Below are 16,393 nucleotides of genomic sequence, written 5' to 3'. Positions count from 1 at the left end.
TGATAGAAATGGAAATCAAGCAGGCACACCTGTAAAAGCAAACTACATTAAACAATTTAGAGAGGCTGTTAACAAAAAAAATATAGCGTTTTTTAGTTTTGATAAAAGAACAGCTAATAAAAACAATAGAGAACTTCTAAAAAATACTAAAATAACAGATTTTGTTTTAGACGTCCAAGAGGTTGTAAAACACTTTAAAAAAGACAAACGTTTTTCTAAAATTATATTGGTAGGTCATAGCCAAGGCTCATTAATTGCAATGTTGGCTTTAAAAAATGTAGACAAATATATTTCTATTGCTGGTGCTGGCGAAACCATAGACAAAACAATCATTAAACAATTAAATACTAAAAATCCTACTTTAGGAAAAGCAGCAAAACAACAATTTGACACACTAAGAATCAAAGGAAATATAGAAACCGTTAATCCTTTTTTAATGAGTGTTTTTGCAAAACCCAACCAACCTTTCTTACTTTCGTGGATGCAACTAAACCCAACTGAAGAAATTAAAAAAGTTAAAAAACCTACTTTATTAATTCAAGGCACCAAAGATTTGCAAGTAAAAAAAGAAGATGCAAATGCTTTAAAAGAAGCCAAACCAAATGCAGAATTGGTATTTATAGAAAACATGAATCATGTTTTAAAAAATATAACTAAAAATGAAGACAACTTAGCTTCCTATTATGCTGATACATTTCCCATTTCAGAAAAACTAATAGAAGTTGTAGTAAAATTTGTAAAACAATAAAATGGCAAAGAAGAAAGCTTTCGCGTTGCGAGTTAATGAAGATATGTTGAAGGCCATAGAAAAGTGGGCTGCAGATGAGTTTCGTTCTACAAATGGGCAAATAGAATGGATGCTAATGCAAGCTTTAAAAGAAGCGAATCGTGAACCTAAGAAGAAAGAGGAATAACAATGAGTTTAAAACCATTGTAAAACAAAACTGTTAAAATAAATGCTCAATTTTTATTGAGCGTTTTCTATTTTGTATCTTGTTGGCTTTATACAAACTCAACAAACCCATATAATGAAAAAATTAATCACACTTTTATTTTTATCGGCTACAACTTTACTCTTTTCGCAAGAGTTTTCTATGGATTTAGTAAAAAACATGAAACCTAGAAACATTGGCCCTGGAGGCATGTCGGGACGTGTAACTTCTATAGACGTTGTAGAAAAAAACCCAGAAATTATGTATGTAGGTACTGCTTCTGGTGGTATCTGGAAATCTACTTCTGGTGGTGTAAAATGGAGCCCCATTTTCGAAAAAGAATTAACAGCCTCAATTGGTGCTGTTGCCATACAACAATCCAACCCAAGTGTAATTTGGGCAGGAACTGGAGAAGGAAACCCAAGAAATAGTTTAAATGGTGGTTTTGGTATTTACAAATCTTTAGACGCAGGTAAAAACTGGAAATCTATGGGGTTAGAAAAAACACGTCATATTCATAGAATTTTAATTCATCCAACAAATCCTGATGTGGTGTATGTGGGCGCTATTGGTTCTCCTTGGGGAGAACACAAAGAACGTGGTGTTTATAAAACTACAGATGGTGGTAAAACCTGGAAACAAATTTTATTTACCAACATAAAATCTGGAACTGGTGATTTAATTATGGATCCAAAAAATCCAAATAAAATAATTGCAGCCATGTGGGAACACAAACGTGACCCTTGGTTTTTTAAATCTGGTGGAGAAGGTTCTGGCTTATACATTACCCATGATGGTGGAGAAAATTGGAAAAAAATCACTGAAAAAGAAGGTTTCCCAAAAGGCGAATTAGGTAGAATTGGCGTAGCAATTGCCCCCAATAATACAAATATAATTTATGCCTTAGTAGAGTCTAAAAAAAATGCCTTGTATAAAAGTGAAGATGGTGGTTTTAAATGGAAAAAGATAAATGATAAACCTGGTATTGGAAATCGTCCTTTTTACTATTCAGAAATTTATGTAGATCCACAAAATGAAAACAAATTATATACTGTTTTTACCTATGTAAATGTGTCTGAAGATGGTGGTAAAAACTTTAAACAATTAATGCCTGCTTATGGTGTAGATAATGGTGTACATCCAGATCATCATGCTTGGTGGATTCATCCAAAGAATGGTAAATTTATGATTGACGGTAATGATGGTGGATTAAACATTACCAACGATGGTGGTAAATCTTGGCGATTTATTGGCAACATACCTGTAGCGCAATTTTATCACATTAATGTAGATAATGAATATCCTTACAATGTTTATGGTGGAATGCAAGACAATGGTTCTTGGAGAGGACCAGCTTATGTTTGGAAATCACAAGGAATTAGAAATTCTTACTGGCAAGAAATTTCTTTTGGTGATGGTTTTGATGTTGTGCCAGACAAAGACAACTCTAGATATGGTTGGTCTATGAGTCAGCAAGGTTCTGTGGTGAGATATGATTATCAAACAGGAAATAATTATTCAGTAAAACCAACACATAAAAATCCTGATGTACAATTACGTTTCAATTGGAATGCAGCTATAAATATAGATCCTTTTGATAGTAGTACTTTATATTTTGGAAGTCAGTTTGTACATAAATCAACAGACAAAGGATTAACTTGGGAGGTAATATCGCCAGATTTATCTACCAACAACCCAGAAAAATTAAAACAATCTGAAAGTGGTGGTTTAACAATGGATGCAACTGGTGCCGAAAATCATTGTACAGTTTTAGTAATAGAACCGTCTCTCTTACAAAAAGATGTTTTATGGGCTGCTACAGATGATGGACAAGTACACATCACCAAAAATGGTGGAGAAAGTTGGACAAACGTTGCCAAAAACATTAAAGGTTTACCAGAATTTAGCTGGATAACACAAATAAAAGCATCTAACAAAAATAAAGGCGAAGCACTTTTAGTTGCGAATGATTACAGACGTTTTAACTACAAGCCTTATGCATACAGAACCAAAAACTATGGTAAAACTTGGGAACGTATTGTAGACGAAAACGACGTACAAAGCTATACGTTATGTATTATTGAAGATCCAGAAAATGAAAACTTATTGTTTTTAGGTACAGATGATGGATTGTATATCTCTGTGGATGCTGGAGATCGATGGACAAAATGGACCAATGGTTTCCCTACAGTTCCTGTAAAAGATTTGGTGATTCACCCAAGAGAACAAGATTTAGTAATTGGTACTTTTGGAAGAGCAGCTTGGGTTTTAGATGACATTCGCCCTTTAAGAGCTTTGGCAGGTAAAAATAGTAGTAATAAAAAATTACACTTATTTGAACCACCAACTGCTTACCAAGCAGCATACCAACAACCAACAGGAAGTAGATTTGGTGCAGATGCCATGTATCAAGGAGAAAACAGAAATAGAGGTGCCATTATTTCTTATTTTGTAGATGTTCCTAAAGCAGATAAAAAAACGAAGAGTAAGAAAAAAGATAACGTAAAATACGATTCTATAAAACTAGAAATTTTTGATGGAACTAGACAAATAAGAACTTTAAAATTTAAAACTCCAAAAGAAAGTGGTGTGCATAAAACTACTTGGTATTTAAGAGAAAAAGGAGTAGCTAGAGCCTCAAGAAGAATTAGAAACTCTACAAGAGAGCCTTCTGGTGTAGAAGTAAAACCAGGTACTTATCGCTTAAAAATGACTTTTGGAAACGAAGTTTCTGAACAAGATATTAAAGTTGAGTTTGACCCTCGTTTACAAATATCTCAGGCTGCCATCAATCAAAAATATGCAGCTAGTAAAACACTAGAAAAATACCAAGAAAAAATTGCCTCAGCTGTAAAACAATTGGTACAAAGTAAAAACACTGCCAGTTCTATAAAAAGTGACTTGTCAAAAGAGGACAAAAAGAAATACAAAGAAGAAATTAAAAAATCATCAGATATCATTAAAAAAATTGATGCCTTAATTGCCAAATATTTAGGTTCTATCGATAAAAGACAAGGTATTACAAGAAATCCAGAAATTACTGTAAACCAACGTTTTGGTCAGGCAAGTAGATACATAAGTTCTCGTTTTGGAGAACAAACAGCTACAGAAACTATACTAATGAATCAGTTTAAAGATGAATTTACCAAAGTTATTTCTGAAACCAACGCGTTTTTTAACAAAGACTGGGTTACATACAAAGCAGCTGTAGAAAATATAAAAATTTCTCCTTTTAAAGAGACTAAAATCTTTACAGCTAATTAAATATATGCGTATTTACCTGTTAATTTTAAGCATGTGTTTTATCTTTTTTAAAACACATGCTCAAAATACTTCTGAAAATATTTTAGGTACTTGGTATATGTACAATGGTTCTCATAAAATTTCAGAAAAATTTACTCTAAAAACTAGTTTTCATGTAAGGTATTATGAGTTTATTACAGCATATCAACAAGAAATTTACAGATTAGGTGTAAATTATAATTTTAATAAAAAAAATAAGCAAACAATTACAACTAAGACTAGACTATATGCATACTCAATTTAGTAAAATAAAATCACACCGATTGCAATTAGGTGTCATTTTAAACACAAATCATATTAAAAATAAAATATAAAAATATTTATGAGATTTCTACTTTTTGTAACTTGTTTATTTATTTACAGTTCCATCTTTTCACAAAACACAAATAACGAGCTTGGTAATTGGTTTATGTACAATGGCTCTCACAAAATAAGTGAAAAATGGGCTATTAAAAGTATGGCTCACATTAGATATTACAAAATTGGTAAAGATTTTCAGCAAGAAATCTACAGATTAGGTGCAAATTATACGTTGCATAAAAAGCTAAATTTTACTTTAGGTTATAGTTATGTAACTACAGATTTTATTTCTGGTACACCAAGCAATACGGTTTTTGAAAATAGAATTTATGAGGATATCAATTATAGCAATAGTTTTAATAAATTAAAACTTAGTCATCGTTTTAGATTCGAACATCGATTTATACGCGCAAATACTTTAAATAGTGATAGCCATTGGTTTCGTTACGATTTGAATGCGCAGTATCCGATTTCAGAAAAATGGACTGCTTATGTTTTTAATGAGATTTTCTTTAATATGGATAAAAGCAAACGCTTTGTACAAAATTGGACAGGTTTTGGGGTTTTACATCAATTAAATACTACTCTAAAATTAAACCTTGGTTACCAGCAAATTAAACTACCTACAGAAACTCAGAAAAGAATTCTTTTAGGTATTATTGTAAACACTAATCACTTTAAAAATAAATAAAATATGGAACCCATTTTTACAAACGACGCTATTGTATTTGGTATTTTGATGATTTCTTTAGGGGTTGTTTTTTATACAGAAAGTATAAAAACAGGTTTTTGGCCTAAATTTTACAAAATAGTACCAGGTTTATTTATGGCTTACTTTATTCCTGCTTTATTTACAACAGCTGGTATTATTTCTCCTGAATGGAAAACTGTAAATGATACAGGAGAAACTGTTACAAATAGTTCTCAATTGTATTTTATTGCTAGTAGGTTTTTGTTGCCAGCTGCGTTGGTTTTAATGACTTTAAGTATCGATTTAAAAGCCATTTTTAACTTAGGTAACAAAGCCTTAATTATGTTTTTTACAGGTACAGTTGGTATTATAATTGGTGGTCCTTTGGCTATTTTATTAATTTCTATTTTTTCTCCAGAAACAGTTGGTGGTGCAGATTTTGATGCTGTTTGGAGAGGACTTTCTACACTTGCAGGAAGTTGGATTGGTGGTGGAGCAAACCAAACTGCTATGTTAGAAATTTATAAATACAATCCTGCAAAATATGGAGGTATGGTCTTTGTAGATATTGTGGTTGCCAACATTTGGATGGCGGTTTTATTAATTGGTATTGGTAGAAAAGATAAAATTAACAAATGGTTAAAAGCAGATACTTCTGCCATAGAAGAATTGAAAGAAAAAGTATCTTCTTTTTCTAAAAAAGTAAAGAGAAATCCGTCTTTAACAGATTTAATGATTATGCTAGCCATTGCATTTGGTACAGTTGGTTTTGGTCATTTTGCCTCTAAATATTTAGGTGCTTTTTTTAATGATTTTGTAAAGGGAATGGAATCTCAAACATGGCGTAACATTTTTTCTTTTTTGGGTTCTAGCTTTTTTTGGTTAATTAGTATATCCACAATTGTGGCTATTATTTTATCTTACACTAAAGCAAAAAATTACGAAGGTGCAGGTGCCAGTAAATTAGGTAGCGTATTTATTTATATTTTGGTAGCTACTATTGGTATGAAAATGGATTTAAAATTAATCTTCGAAAACCCTGGTTTAATAGCGATTGGTTTAGTTTGGATGAGTATCCATGCAGGATTATTAATTGGAATAGCAAAATTAATTAAAGCGCCTTATTTCTTTTTAGCTGTGGGTAGTCAAGCTAATGTTGGTGGTGCTGCTTCTGCACCAATTGTAGCACAAGCATTTCATCCGTCTTTGGCAACGGTTGGTGTTTTATTAGCTGTTTTTGGTTATGCTATTGGTACTGTAGGTGCTATTTTGTGTACAATTTTAATGGAATTATCTGCCAACATTTAAAAATTTAAAGCATATTTGCAATCGTAAAAAATATAACATGAAACGTATAATTGGCATTATTTTAGTAACTATTTTACTAGCAGCATGTTCTTCTAAAAAAGAAGGTAACATGGTAGTCGAAGGAAACATCAAAGGTTTAAAGAAGGGCGTATTATATCTTCAGAAAATGAAAGATACAGTTTTGGTTTCTATAGATTCTGCAAAAGTTATTGGTGATGGAAACTTTAAATTAACAGATGATGTTGATTCTCCAGTAATGTATTATATCACATTTAAAGGAAATACCACAGACAAAAGAATTTTATTTTTTGGTAATAAAGGTACCATTACCATAAACGATAAAATTGAAACTTTTGGTTTTAATCCAGAAATTATAGGTTCTGAAAACCAGTTGGTTTTTAATGATTTTGCTAAAATTAACAATCAATTTAAAAATAAGAGTTTAGAGTTTATTAAAAAAGAGTTTGATGCCCAAAAAGCAAATGACAAAGATTTGTTAGCTAAAGTACAAGAAGATTATAACAGAATGGTTCGTAGAAAATATTTGTACACTACAAATTTTGCACTTACACATCCAGATTCTGAGGCAGCACCTTACATCGCATTAACGGAATTGTACAATGCCAACATTAAGCTTTTAGATACTATAAATAATACGCTTACACCCAAAGTAAAAGCTTCTGATTATGGAAAACGTCTAGATAAGTTTATTAAAGGGTTGAAAGAAAACGAAGAAAAATAGAGAAAAAGCTGAATTTAATAATTCAGCTTTTTTTATTAAATTTATAAAATGAAATATTTATCTCCAGAAATAGAAGCTTTATCAAAACAGTTTGAAGAAACAAAATCTTTAGCTAGAACAGGAGTTTCTTGTGGTATTTTTCAAGATTGTGATTACACAGAAAAAAGACCAAAACCTATTTTAAAGAATAAAGTAGATTAATTTTTCGCTTTTAAACTCCACTCAAAACTAAACTGAGACACCACTACTCCTTCTTCATTTTTTCCTTCTGATATTAATGTTACCACTTGTCCTTTCTTTGTTTCAATTGATTTTTCAATAGCCTGTTTTATTACAAAACCACCTTTACAAGTAAACAAAATTTTACCAGTAGCTTTTTTATAAAACTCTGCTTCTTGTTTGGTAACCAACATAGACACTTTTTGATTAGATTGCTCTATTGCTTTCATAACCAAAGCACCAGTTGTCATTTCTGCAGCCATACCTTGTGCAGCCCAAAACATGCTTTTAAACGGATTTTGATTGATCCATTGATGTTTAATTTGTACAGTACAAACATCATCATTTAAAACTTTTACCCTTAAACCAGACAACCAGCCTAAAGGCAATTTAAAAAACATAAAAGAATTGATACGTTTAGGTGTAATGTTCATAAAGCTCTTATTTAAGGGCAATTTACCACTTTTTTTAACATTTATTACTTCTACGTAAAATGTTAAAATTATGTTAATTATAGTACTATGTATTGCATAATACCTTTTTTAGGATATATATTTGCATAAGAAAGTATTATATACAATTTAATATGAAACGAAACAATCAAAATACCAACGCTTTTTTAATACATATTTCTGCCTTTGCAGGTTTTATATTTCCATTTGGTCATATTATTACACCACTTGTTGCTTGGCAAACATTAAAAGAAAGAAGTGCTTTTTTAGATGCACAAGGTAAAGAAGCAGTTAACTTTAATATTAGTTATACACTGTATGCTTTTTTATTAACCTTAACATTTATCCCTTTTGCTTTTGGGTCTTTTTTTAGAAATCTAAGTAATAACAATCATTTTCATTTCGATATAGATTTTACACCAAACATTTTAGGCTTTATTGGCTTAGGTTCTGCAGCAGGTATTATTTATTTAGTGGGTATCGCTTTAGTTATTATTGCTTCTTTAAAAGCTAAAGAGGGCGAAAACTACAAATACCCATTTACCATAAAATTTATAAAATAAACCACAATACATGAAGATAGAAAACACAAAAGCACAAATGAGAAAAGGTGTTTTAGAGTACTGCATTTTATCCATCTTAAAAAATGGAGATGCTTATACTTCTGAAATACTTTCTACTCTAAAAAGTGCAGAAATGATTGTGGTAGAAGGTACCATTTATCCGTTATTAACCCGTTTAAAAAACGCGGGTTTATTAACTTATAGATGGGAAGAATCTACCTCTGGGCCACCAAGAAAATATTACGTTTTAACAGAAAACGGAGGCATGTTTTTAAAAGAATTAGACAAAACATGGAGCAATTTAGTAAACGCAGTAAACCAAGTAATTAGCACAAAACCAACTTCAAATGAATAAGACAATAAATATTAATTTAGGCGGATTTTTCTTTCATATAGACGAAACTGCTTATCAAAAATTAAAAAGATACTTAGAATCTATATCTAGGTCTTTAAGCGAAGATCCGCAAGGAAAAAACGAAATTATTGCAGATATAGAAGCACGTATTAGCGAACTTTTATCTGAAAAAATTACAGACGCAAGACAAGTTGTAAACGAAAGCGATATAGAAGATATTATTGCTATTATGGGACAACCAGAAGATTATGCAGAAGCAGAAGTAACTTATTCTGAAGCTAATTACTCTTACCAAAGAAACAACGCTTCTGGCAAAAAACTTTTTAGAGATGGAGATGATAAGTTTTTAGGTGGAGTTGCTTCTGGTATTGGGCATTATTTTGATATTGATGCAATTTGGGTACGTTTGGGTTTATTGGCACTATTTTTTGGAGCTGGTTTTGGTATTATTCTATATATCATCTTATGGATTTTATTACCAGAAGCTAAAACAACTGCCGAAAAATTACAAATGGAAGGTGAGCCTGTAAACATCGATAATATAGAAAAAAAAATTAGAGAGGAGTTTACTCATGTTTCTGAAAATGTAAAAGATTTTGCCAACAATGCATCCGAAAAAATTAAAGATGGAGCGAATGAGTTTTCAGAAAAAATGAGTAAAACTTTTACAGCAAAGACAAAAAAAAATAATGGCTTAGAAGATTTTTTAAATGCTATTGGTAACATATTTCTAGTATTCTTTAGAATTATAGGAAAATTTATAGGTGTTATTCTAGTATTTGTAGCTGCTGCTGTTATTTTATCTCTTATTATTGGAGGGTTTTCTGTTGGTAGCTTAGAGTTTTTAAACATCGATGGTAATTTTGTAAACTATCCACATTTCTTTTATGATGCCAGTTTACCAAAATGGGTATTAACTATCTGTTTATTTACCTTAATTGGTATTCCTTTTATTGTGCTATTTGTTTTAGGATTACGTATTTTATCTAGCAACGTAAAACAGTTTAGCAAAACAACTTCTTTAACCTTAGTCGGTATTTGGTTAATCGCCTTATTAGCTATTATTTTTACAGGCATAGAGTTTGGTACAACCCATGCAAATTATGGTAAATCTATAGAAAAAAACGAGCTAAATATTGCCAAAAAAGATACACTTATCTTAAAAATGGTAAATGATGATAGTATTTATTACAGACATAATTTAAGAAGAACCTACAGCAAACAAGAAGTAGAAATAAACAATACAGTAAAAGTATATTCTAACTACTTACGTGTAGATGTAGAAAAAAGCAATTCAGACAAGGCTTACTTTGTTATACAAAAAGAGTCTTATGGTAGAACTAGCATAAAGGCCAGAAAAAATGCAGAAAAAATTAATTATGATTACAATATTACAGGCAATTCAGTTGTGTTAGACGCTTTCTTCTTATCAGAAATAAAAAACATTTTTAAAGATGAAGAGATAAGAATTACCTTTTTTATACCTGAACAAACCACAGTTTATTTTGATAATTCTATTAAAAACTTTTTAATGAATATTCGTACTAACGATGATATTGATGAGAGAGATATGGGAAATCATCATTTTGAAATGACAGATGATTCTTTAGAATGTACAGATTGCGAAAAGGAAGAAGAAATAGAAATCAAAGAAACTATATAATTACAACTCAACCAAAACAATCAACAACTGGGCAACCAAATTTAGATGGTAAGCGTCTATTATAAGATATTTACCATCTAAATTAAAACCAATATTATGAAAACAACCATCCACCAAATTTTAACAGTACTATTTATTACCACATTATTTACTTCTTGTAGTGTAGATATGTTTAACAGAGTAAATGGCAATAGAAATGTTATATCAAAACAAAGAACTTTAGCAGCAGATTTTACTGGCATTAGCGTAAGTAATGGTATTGACTTATACATCTCCCAAGACAACAAAACGGCTATTTCAGTAGAAGCAGATGAGAACTTACACGAAATTATTATTACCGAAGTTGATAACGGAATTTTAAAAATATATACAGAAAAAAATATTTGGCAATCTAAAGCAAGAAAGGTTTATGTTACCGTAAATCAATTAACATCATTAAAAGCTTCTAGTGGTAGTGATGTGTATGGAGAAGACATTATAAAAACCGAAGAAATTGCCATTTCTTCTTCTAGTGGAGCAGATATTAATATAGAAATTGAGGCAGAAAGTGTAGCTACAAGTGCTTCTAGTGGTTCTGATATAGAAGTTAGTGGAACTGCAACTAACCACGCGTCTAACGCTGCAAGTGGTAGCTCTATAAATGCTTATAATTTAAAAAGTAAAAATGTAATTGTTAGTGCCGCTAGTGGCGCAGATATAGACATTTTTGCCTCAGAAAAAATAGAGGCTAGAGCTTCTAGTGGTGGTGATGTAGATTTTAAAGGAAATCCAAAAAAAGTATCTAAGAAAAGTTCTTCTGGGGGAAGTATTTCTCAAAAATAAACCTCAACCAAAAAAAAATCAATCAACCAAAAAAACTGCTTCAGGTGTAGTTGCCTGAAGTAGTTTTAAAAAACTACCTATGAATTCTTTTCTAGAACCTTTTAAAAACTCGTTACTATTTAAAGTAATTATCGCTATTTGTATGTTTCTTTTTTCATTGATTTCTAATGCTCAAGTAGAAAAATCATCTGAACTATACAAAACATTAAAGTCTAAAGATAGTATTATTTTTAAAAGAGCATTTAACAAATGTGAGACCGAAAAATTAGCGCCTATAATTGCCGAAAATTTTGAGTTTTATCATGATGTAGCAGGCATACAAAATAGAGAAGAATTTATGAATGCCATCAAACAAAACATTTGTACAAATCCTGGAAATTATAAAAGAGAAGTTGTTGAAAGTAGTTTGGAAGTATATCCTCTAAATAATAATGGGATTTTGTATGGTGCCATTCAAAGGGGCAAACATACGTTTCAAGAAAAATCAAACAACGTACTAAAAACGGTGGGTATTGCAGATTTTACACATTTATGGATTCTAGAAAACAAGACATGGAAATTAAAAAGGGTGTTAAGTTTTAATCATCAACCCTATACAGAATAAAAATTTATTAGAAAGCTAACTTCTAATATAGTTACTAATACTTGGTTTTATTAGTTTACTTGGTAAGACGCTGTTTTGAAAAAAACAGCGCTTACTTTTTTTGGCTTGTTTTTAAAATTTTTAAAAAGACGTTTCTATCAATTTCTTTGGCACCCAAACTAGCTAAATGATCGTTGTAAATTTGGCAATCTATCAGTTGATAACTGTTGTTTTTAACTAAATGGATAAAGGCTAATTTAGAAGCGTTAGAAACTTTGCTAAACATACTTTCTCCACAAAAAATACCATTTATTTCTAAGCCATAAAGTCCGCCAACTAATTCAGCATCTTCCCAAACCTCTATCGATTTTGCAACTCCTTTTTTATGTAGGTTGATGTAAGCTTGCTCCATATCATCTGTAATCCAAGTTCCAAAACCATCTTTTCTATCGATATTTTTACAGTTGTAAATTACCGCTTCAAACGCTTTATTTTCTGTAATATTAAATTCATTTTTTTTGATGAATTTCTTCATCGATTTAGATACTTTTAAATCGTCAGGAAACAATACCATTCTTTCAAAAGGACAATACCAAACAATAGGTTCTCCTTCTGAAAACCAGGGGAAAATTCCGTTTTTGTAAGCGTATATTAATCTTTTTTCAGATAAATCTCCACCCAAGGCAATAATACCTTCTTTGGTTGTAAATTCGTAAGGTGGAAAAGCAATATTATCTGTAAGCCAAATCATTTAATAAATCTCATTTATTTTACAAATTTAACCATTTCACAAAAAACAGTTAATCTATTTTAATACACGCAGTTTATTTAGAATTAGTTCTTATTTTTGCAGAATCATTAAAACGCTATTTTTTTGAATAAAAAAAAGAAAAAAAGAAAAAAGAATACTGCCTTTATAGGTAAACGACTTCATGTTTACTATGGTAGAACAGGTTTTTACTTATTTGTTTGGGAAAGTATTAAAAAAGCTTTTATACCTATAGTTTTTGTGGTTTTGGCACTGTTTTTATTTAACAAATACGTGTACGATATTAATGAGGGTTTAGAAACCATCACAGAAACATTTTCTAGAGTTGGAATCTTAATCACGTTTTTTATATCAGAAACACTTTTGGGCTTAATACCTCCAGAAATGTTTATAGCTTGGACTAAAAAAACAACACAACCCATTTTAAATCTGTCCATTTTAGCAACCTTATCTTATTTTGGTGGTTTATTGTCTTATTTTTTAGGTAAAATGACTTTAAAAATAGCTTCTGTAAAAAAATATTTAGAAGTAAAAATGGCCGCAAACTTAAAAAACACCAAAAAATGGGGTGGCTTTTTAATTTTGGTAGGTGCCTTATTACCTTTGCCTTTTTCTATAGCCTGTTTAGCTGCAGGTATGATTAAGTATCCGTTTAAAAATGTAGTATTTTTTGGGTTATTTCGTTTTTTAAGATTTGCAGTTTATGGTTGGGCAATTTTTAAAGTAGTTACTTAATAGTTTACATTTGCATTATGGGATTAACAAACAATGATATTTTTAAGAAACTCCGTGTAGCGCATAAATTGCGAGATACAGATATTATAGAAATCTGCAAATTAGTAGATTTTAAAGTTAGTAAAGGCGAATTAGGGGCATTTTTTAGAAATGAAGAGCATCCAAAGTATATGGAATGTGGAGATCAAATTTTAAGAAATTTTTTAAATGGCTTAATTATACATTTACGTGGACCAATGCCTAAAAAAGAAAAATAATTTTCTTTTTTTTAAGTTTACAAGATGTATTTAACTTTAAATTCTACATCTTTTAATTCTAAAAAAAGAGCATAAATACTTAAGTATTTATGCTCTTTTTTTCTATTCATCTAATTATCTAAAAGCTAACTTCTAGAATGGTAAATCATCTGGCTCTTCGTCAGAAACTTTACTTGCTGGCTCAAATTGGTCTACAGGTGGTAAATTTCCTTGACTTGGTGCAGATTGAGATAAGTTCTCAATTCTCCAACCTTGTACAGAGTTAAAGTATTTTGCCTCTCCTTGTGGGTTTATCCACTCTCTACCTCTTAAATTAATAGAAACTTTTACATCTTGCCCCACTTTATAGCTGTTTAGCAAATCTGTTTTGTCTTGTACAAACTCTATCATTATCATTTGCGGATATTGCTCGTCTGTAGTAACTACCAATTCTCTTTTTCTAAAACCATTAGAACCAAAAGTTTGTACGTCTCCAATTAATTTTATTTTCCCAATAACTTCCATAATATAAATCTTAACTATTTAATTAAAAGCACTTTCCAAGCACTTTCTACATCACTTTTATTTAAAAACTCTTGCGCAAATGTATGTTTTTTTGAGGTTTCTAACCCAATAAATTGCGGATGTTCTTTTGCAAAGTTATCAACAGTTTCTTTTGAAGGCAACTGTTCTACATTACCTAACATGCCTAAATTATTACCTGTTAAAATATGACTATTTCTAATTTCTAAAGGTATTTGATCTACACCAATACCCAAAGTACTTATGGGTTTTGGTATTTCAAAAAAACCATCCCTGGCTCTAGAATAATAGCTACCTCCTGCCCTTGCAACCAAGTCTATTTTGTGTTGATCTATAGCTCCATTTTCATCTAAAACAGCCTCAGAAATGTGCACTTTTACGACTTCGCAAATAATTAAATTTCCTGCTCCTCCTTCATCACCAGTAAAAATAACATCGTTTACTTTACACTCAAATTGTACAGGAGACTCTGCCACTCTAAATGGCTTTATTTTATCTGATTTTAGCATAGTAAACCCTGCTTTTTCAAATTCATTTACACCTTCTGGGTATTCAGTAGAGCTTAAAGACATTTGTTGTACAATATCATAATTTACAATATTTATTACCACTTCTTTTGTTGCCAAGGCATTCTCTAAGGTGTGTTTTGTGGTATTGTCTCTTACTCTTCTTGCAGGAGAAAAAATTAAAATAGGTGGGTTTGCGCCAAAAACATTAAAAAAACTGTACGGAGATAAATTTGGATTACCATATTTGTCTATGGTACTTGCAAATGCGATAGGTCTTGGTGCAATTGCACCCAATAAATAACTGTGTAATTTACCTGTTGCTATTTCTTTTGGATCTATACTTAACATAAGAACTGTGAATTTTTAGAATGTTCTCTAGATAGCAGTCGAATACTAAAACTTATTAAATGCGCTCAAAAAACATTTATTTATAAAAAATTATCTTGTAAAGATACTATCAAAATAACAAATGAGTTATATGTTGAAACCTTTATATTTGTTTTTATGAACTTTACCACCAACACACTTTTTTTTAAAAGAGTTGCTGTTTTAATTTCTTTGATTATTGTTTCATTAATCTTATGGAATACTTATATCTTTTTTCAAAAATTTAAGCAAGAAGAGAGAATTAAAATAGAAATTTTAGCAGCGGCGCAAAAAGAATTGGCTACAAATACCGATTTAAATGCAAGTGTAGATTTGCCTTTAAAAGTGATTGAAAATAGCAATAATATTCCTATGATTTTGGTGGATGCGAAAGGTGCAATTATCGAAATACAAAACTTAGATTCTATAAAGGCTTTAGACAAAGATTATGTAGAAAAACAATTGCAAATTATGAAATCTCAAAACAAACCTATTGAGGTTAGTTTTAAAGGAAAAAACAAACAATTTGTATATTATAAAGATTCTGAATTATTAGATAAACTTACCTATTACCCAATTGCTTTAATATTAATTTTAATGCTGTTTTTGAGTGTTATCTATTTGTTTTACAATTCTAATAAAATTGCAGAAACTAATAAGTTATGGACTGGTATGGCCAAAGAAACTGCACATCAAATAGGTACACCATTGTCATCTTTATTAGGTTGGATTGCCATTTTAAAAATGGAAAATGTAGATGATAAATATGTAGAGGAAATAGAAAAGGATGTTAGTAGGTTAAACACCATTGCAAATCGTTTTTCTAAAATTGGTTCTACTCCCGAATTAAAAAAAGAAAATATTGTAACCATAACAAAAACTGCTTTCGATTATTTAGAATCTAGAAGTTCAAAGCAAATTTCCTTTAAATTTTCGGCTTCAGAAGCTATTATTAACACCAACCTAAATACAGAATTGTTTGGTTGGGTTATAGAAAATTTAATAAAAAATGCTATTGATGCCATGTCTGGTAAAGGTAGTTTACAAGTAAACCTAGAAAGTAGGCAGAAAAAAGTAAAAATTACAGTTTCTGATACTGGTAAAGGAATGTCAAAAAAATTATTCAAACAAATTTTTAAACCTGGTTTTACCACTAAAAAACGTGGTTGGGGTTTGGGTTTATCTCTCTCTAAAAGAATAGTAGAAGATTACCACAAAGGGAAAATATTTGTACAAAAATCTGAAATTGGGAAAGGAACTACTTTTGAGATTTTATTAGATAAAGTCTAATTGTTTTATAGT

The 16,393-nt window shown here is 30.5% G+C and carries 20 protein-coding genes; 16 read left to right on the top strand and 4 right to left on the bottom strand.

The annotated features are described in order from the left end of the window. The 8 genes from ACTG3S_RS03670 to ACTG3S_RS03635 all read left to right on the top strand — a co-directional run. Window positions 1-748: alpha/beta hydrolase (locus ACTG3S_RS03670; RefSeq protein ID WP_439128020.1), on the top strand; the 748-nt coding region annotated here is incomplete at its 5' end. A 1-nt stretch (window position 749) separates the two neighbouring features. Further along, complete coding sequence (locus tag ACTG3S_RS03665; protein ID WP_439128019.1) at window positions 750-914, top strand: Arc family DNA-binding protein; 165 nt, start codon at window positions 750-752, stop codon at window positions 912-914. 114 nt (window positions 915-1,028) lie between these two features. Further along, complete coding sequence (locus tag ACTG3S_RS03660) at window positions 1,029-4,196, top strand: WD40/YVTN/BNR-like repeat-containing protein (RefSeq protein WP_439128018.1); 3,168 nt, start codon at window positions 1,029-1,031, stop codon at window positions 4,194-4,196. Between the two features lie 4 nt (window positions 4,197-4,200). Next, entirely contained in the window at window positions 4,201-4,479 is a 279-nt protein-coding gene (locus tag ACTG3S_RS03655; protein WP_439128017.1) for a DUF2490 domain-containing protein, read from the top strand. 78 nt (window positions 4,480-4,557) lie between these two features. Next, the gene (locus tag ACTG3S_RS03650) at window positions 4,558-5,226 is read left to right on the top strand and encodes a DUF2490 domain-containing protein (RefSeq protein WP_439128016.1); all 669 of its coding nucleotides are present in this window, start codon (window positions 4,558-4,560) and stop codon (window positions 5,224-5,226) included. A 3-nt stretch (window positions 5,227-5,229) separates the two neighbouring features. Then, entirely contained in the window at window positions 5,230-6,534 is a 1,305-nt protein-coding gene (locus tag ACTG3S_RS03645; RefSeq protein WP_439128015.1) for a DUF819 family protein, read from the top strand. A 37-nt stretch (window positions 6,535-6,571) separates the two neighbouring features. Then, a complete protein-coding gene (locus ACTG3S_RS03640) occupies window positions 6,572-7,276 on the top strand; it encodes a DUF4369 domain-containing protein (protein ID WP_439128014.1) in 705 nt (234 codons plus the stop codon). A 48-nt stretch (window positions 7,277-7,324) separates the two neighbouring features. Next, complete coding sequence (locus tag ACTG3S_RS03635) at window positions 7,325-7,477, top strand: hypothetical protein (protein WP_439128013.1); 153 nt, start codon at window positions 7,325-7,327, stop codon at window positions 7,475-7,477. On the opposite strand, the gene ACTG3S_RS03630 is transcribed toward ACTG3S_RS03635, so the two are convergent. Then, window positions 7,474-7,929: a DUF4442 domain-containing protein gene (locus ACTG3S_RS03630; RefSeq protein WP_439128012.1), complete on the bottom strand. Its 456-nt coding sequence runs from the start codon at window positions 7,927-7,929 to the stop codon at window positions 7,474-7,476. The two genes, ACTG3S_RS03635 and ACTG3S_RS03630, sit on opposite strands and share 4 nt — an antisense overlap. 152 nt (window positions 7,930-8,081) lie before the next feature. On the opposite strand from ACTG3S_RS03630, the gene ACTG3S_RS03625 reads away from it, so the two are divergent. From ACTG3S_RS03625 to ACTG3S_RS03605, 5 genes are all read left to right on the top strand, one after another. After that, complete coding sequence (locus ACTG3S_RS03625) at window positions 8,082-8,510, top strand: DUF4870 domain-containing protein (RefSeq protein WP_439128011.1); 429 nt, start codon at window positions 8,082-8,084, stop codon at window positions 8,508-8,510. 10 nt (window positions 8,511-8,520) lie between these two features. Continuing rightward, a complete protein-coding gene (locus ACTG3S_RS03620) occupies window positions 8,521-8,865 on the top strand; it encodes a PadR family transcriptional regulator (RefSeq protein WP_439128010.1) in 345 nt (114 codons plus the stop codon). Continuing rightward, entirely contained in the window at window positions 8,858-10,528 is a 1,671-nt protein-coding gene (locus ACTG3S_RS03615; protein WP_439128009.1) for a PspC domain-containing protein, read from the top strand. Before ACTG3S_RS03620 ends, ACTG3S_RS03615 begins: the two co-directional genes overlap by 8 nt. Window positions 10,529-10,624: 96 nt before the next feature. After that, window positions 10,625-11,350, top strand: a complete 726-nt coding sequence (locus ACTG3S_RS03610) for a head GIN domain-containing protein (protein WP_439128008.1) — start codon at window positions 10,625-10,627, stop codon at window positions 11,348-11,350. A 79-nt stretch (window positions 11,351-11,429) separates the two neighbouring features. Further along, window positions 11,430-11,954, top strand: a complete 525-nt coding sequence (locus ACTG3S_RS03605) for a nuclear transport factor 2 family protein (RefSeq protein ID WP_439128007.1) — start codon at window positions 11,430-11,432, stop codon at window positions 11,952-11,954. 91 nt (window positions 11,955-12,045) lie between these two features. On the opposite strand, the gene aat is transcribed toward ACTG3S_RS03605, so the two are convergent. Continuing rightward, complete coding sequence (gene aat / locus ACTG3S_RS03600) at window positions 12,046-12,684, bottom strand: leucyl/phenylalanyl-tRNA--protein transferase (RefSeq protein WP_439128006.1); 639 nt, start codon at window positions 12,682-12,684, stop codon at window positions 12,046-12,048. Window positions 12,685-12,807: 123 nt separating this feature from the next. Between aat and ACTG3S_RS03595 the strand changes: the two genes are divergently transcribed. Together ACTG3S_RS03595 and ACTG3S_RS03590 are read left to right on the top strand one after the other, a co-directional pair. Further along, a complete protein-coding gene (locus tag ACTG3S_RS03595) occupies window positions 12,808-13,437 on the top strand; it encodes a short-chain dehydrogenase (protein ID WP_439128005.1) in 630 nt (209 codons plus the stop codon). A gap of 17 nt (window positions 13,438-13,454) precedes the next feature. Then, complete coding sequence (locus ACTG3S_RS03590) at window positions 13,455-13,694, top strand: DUF1456 family protein (RefSeq protein WP_439128004.1); 240 nt, start codon at window positions 13,455-13,457, stop codon at window positions 13,692-13,694. 132 nt (window positions 13,695-13,826) lie between these two features. On the opposite strand, the gene ACTG3S_RS03585 is transcribed toward ACTG3S_RS03590, so the two are convergent. Then, window positions 13,827-14,198, bottom strand: a complete 372-nt coding sequence (locus tag ACTG3S_RS03585; RefSeq protein WP_439128003.1) for a DUF3127 domain-containing protein — start codon at window positions 14,196-14,198, stop codon at window positions 13,827-13,829. Window positions 14,199-14,212: 14 nt separating this feature from the next. Next, a complete protein-coding gene (locus ACTG3S_RS03580; protein ID WP_439128002.1) occupies window positions 14,213-15,073 on the bottom strand; it encodes a flavin reductase family protein in 861 nt (286 codons plus the stop codon). Window positions 15,074-15,229: 156 nt separating this feature from the next. On the opposite strand from ACTG3S_RS03580, the gene ACTG3S_RS03575 reads away from it, so the two are divergent. Further along, window positions 15,230-16,381, top strand: a complete 1,152-nt coding sequence (locus ACTG3S_RS03575) for a sensor histidine kinase (RefSeq protein ID WP_439128001.1) — start codon at window positions 15,230-15,232, stop codon at window positions 16,379-16,381. Window positions 16,382-16,393 lie beyond the last annotated feature (12 nt).

Source organism: Polaribacter sp. (assembly GCF_965656025.1).
Lineage (GTDB): Bacteria > Bacteroidota > Bacteroidia > Flavobacteriales > Flavobacteriaceae > Polaribacter.
The sequence above is the reverse complement of the archived record's forward strand: the minus strand, read 5'-3'. Positions and strand labels throughout refer to the sequence as shown.

Coding starts and splice junctions, on each gene's coding strand:
- ACTG3S_RS03665 (WP_439128019.1), top strand. CDS start 750: ATGGCAAAGAAGAAAGCTTTCGCGTTGCGAGTTAATGAAGATATGTTG.
- ACTG3S_RS03660 (WP_439128018.1), top strand. CDS start 1,029: ATGAAAAAATTAATCACACTTTTATTTTTATCGGCTACAACTTTACTC.
- ACTG3S_RS03655 (WP_439128017.1), top strand. CDS start 4,201: ATGCGTATTTACCTGTTAATTTTAAGCATGTGTTTTATCTTTTTTAAA.
- ACTG3S_RS03650 (WP_439128016.1), top strand. CDS start 4,558: ATGAGATTTCTACTTTTTGTAACTTGTTTATTTATTTACAGTTCCATC.
- ACTG3S_RS03645 (WP_439128015.1), top strand. CDS start 5,230: ATGGAACCCATTTTTACAAACGACGCTATTGTATTTGGTATTTTGATG.
- ACTG3S_RS03640 (WP_439128014.1), top strand. CDS start 6,572: ATGAAACGTATAATTGGCATTATTTTAGTAACTATTTTACTAGCAGCA.
- ACTG3S_RS03635 (WP_439128013.1), top strand. CDS start 7,325: ATGAAATATTTATCTCCAGAAATAGAAGCTTTATCAAAACAGTTTGAA.
- ACTG3S_RS03630 (WP_439128012.1), bottom strand. CDS start 7,929: ATGAACATTACACCTAAACGTATCAATTCTTTTATGTTTTTTAAATTG.
- ACTG3S_RS03625 (WP_439128011.1), top strand. CDS start 8,082: ATGAAACGAAACAATCAAAATACCAACGCTTTTTTAATACATATTTCT.
- ACTG3S_RS03620 (WP_439128010.1), top strand. CDS start 8,521: ATGAAGATAGAAAACACAAAAGCACAAATGAGAAAAGGTGTTTTAGAG.
- ACTG3S_RS03615 (WP_439128009.1), top strand. CDS start 8,858: ATGAATAAGACAATAAATATTAATTTAGGCGGATTTTTCTTTCATATA.
- ACTG3S_RS03610 (WP_439128008.1), top strand. CDS start 10,625: ATGAAAACAACCATCCACCAAATTTTAACAGTACTATTTATTACCACA.
- ACTG3S_RS03605 (WP_439128007.1), top strand. CDS start 11,430: ATGAATTCTTTTCTAGAACCTTTTAAAAACTCGTTACTATTTAAAGTA.
- aat (WP_439128006.1), bottom strand. CDS start 12,684: ATGATTTGGCTTACAGATAATATTGCTTTTCCACCTTACGAATTTACA.
- ACTG3S_RS03590 (WP_439128004.1), top strand. CDS start 13,455: ATGGGATTAACAAACAATGATATTTTTAAGAAACTCCGTGTAGCGCAT.
- ACTG3S_RS03585 (WP_439128003.1), bottom strand. CDS start 14,198: ATGGAAGTTATTGGGAAAATAAAATTAATTGGAGACGTACAAACTTTT.
- ACTG3S_RS03580 (WP_439128002.1), bottom strand. CDS start 15,073: ATGTTAAGTATAGATCCAAAAGAAATAGCAACAGGTAAATTACACAGT.
- ACTG3S_RS03575 (WP_439128001.1), top strand. CDS start 15,230: ATGAACTTTACCACCAACACACTTTTTTTTAAAAGAGTTGCTGTTTTA.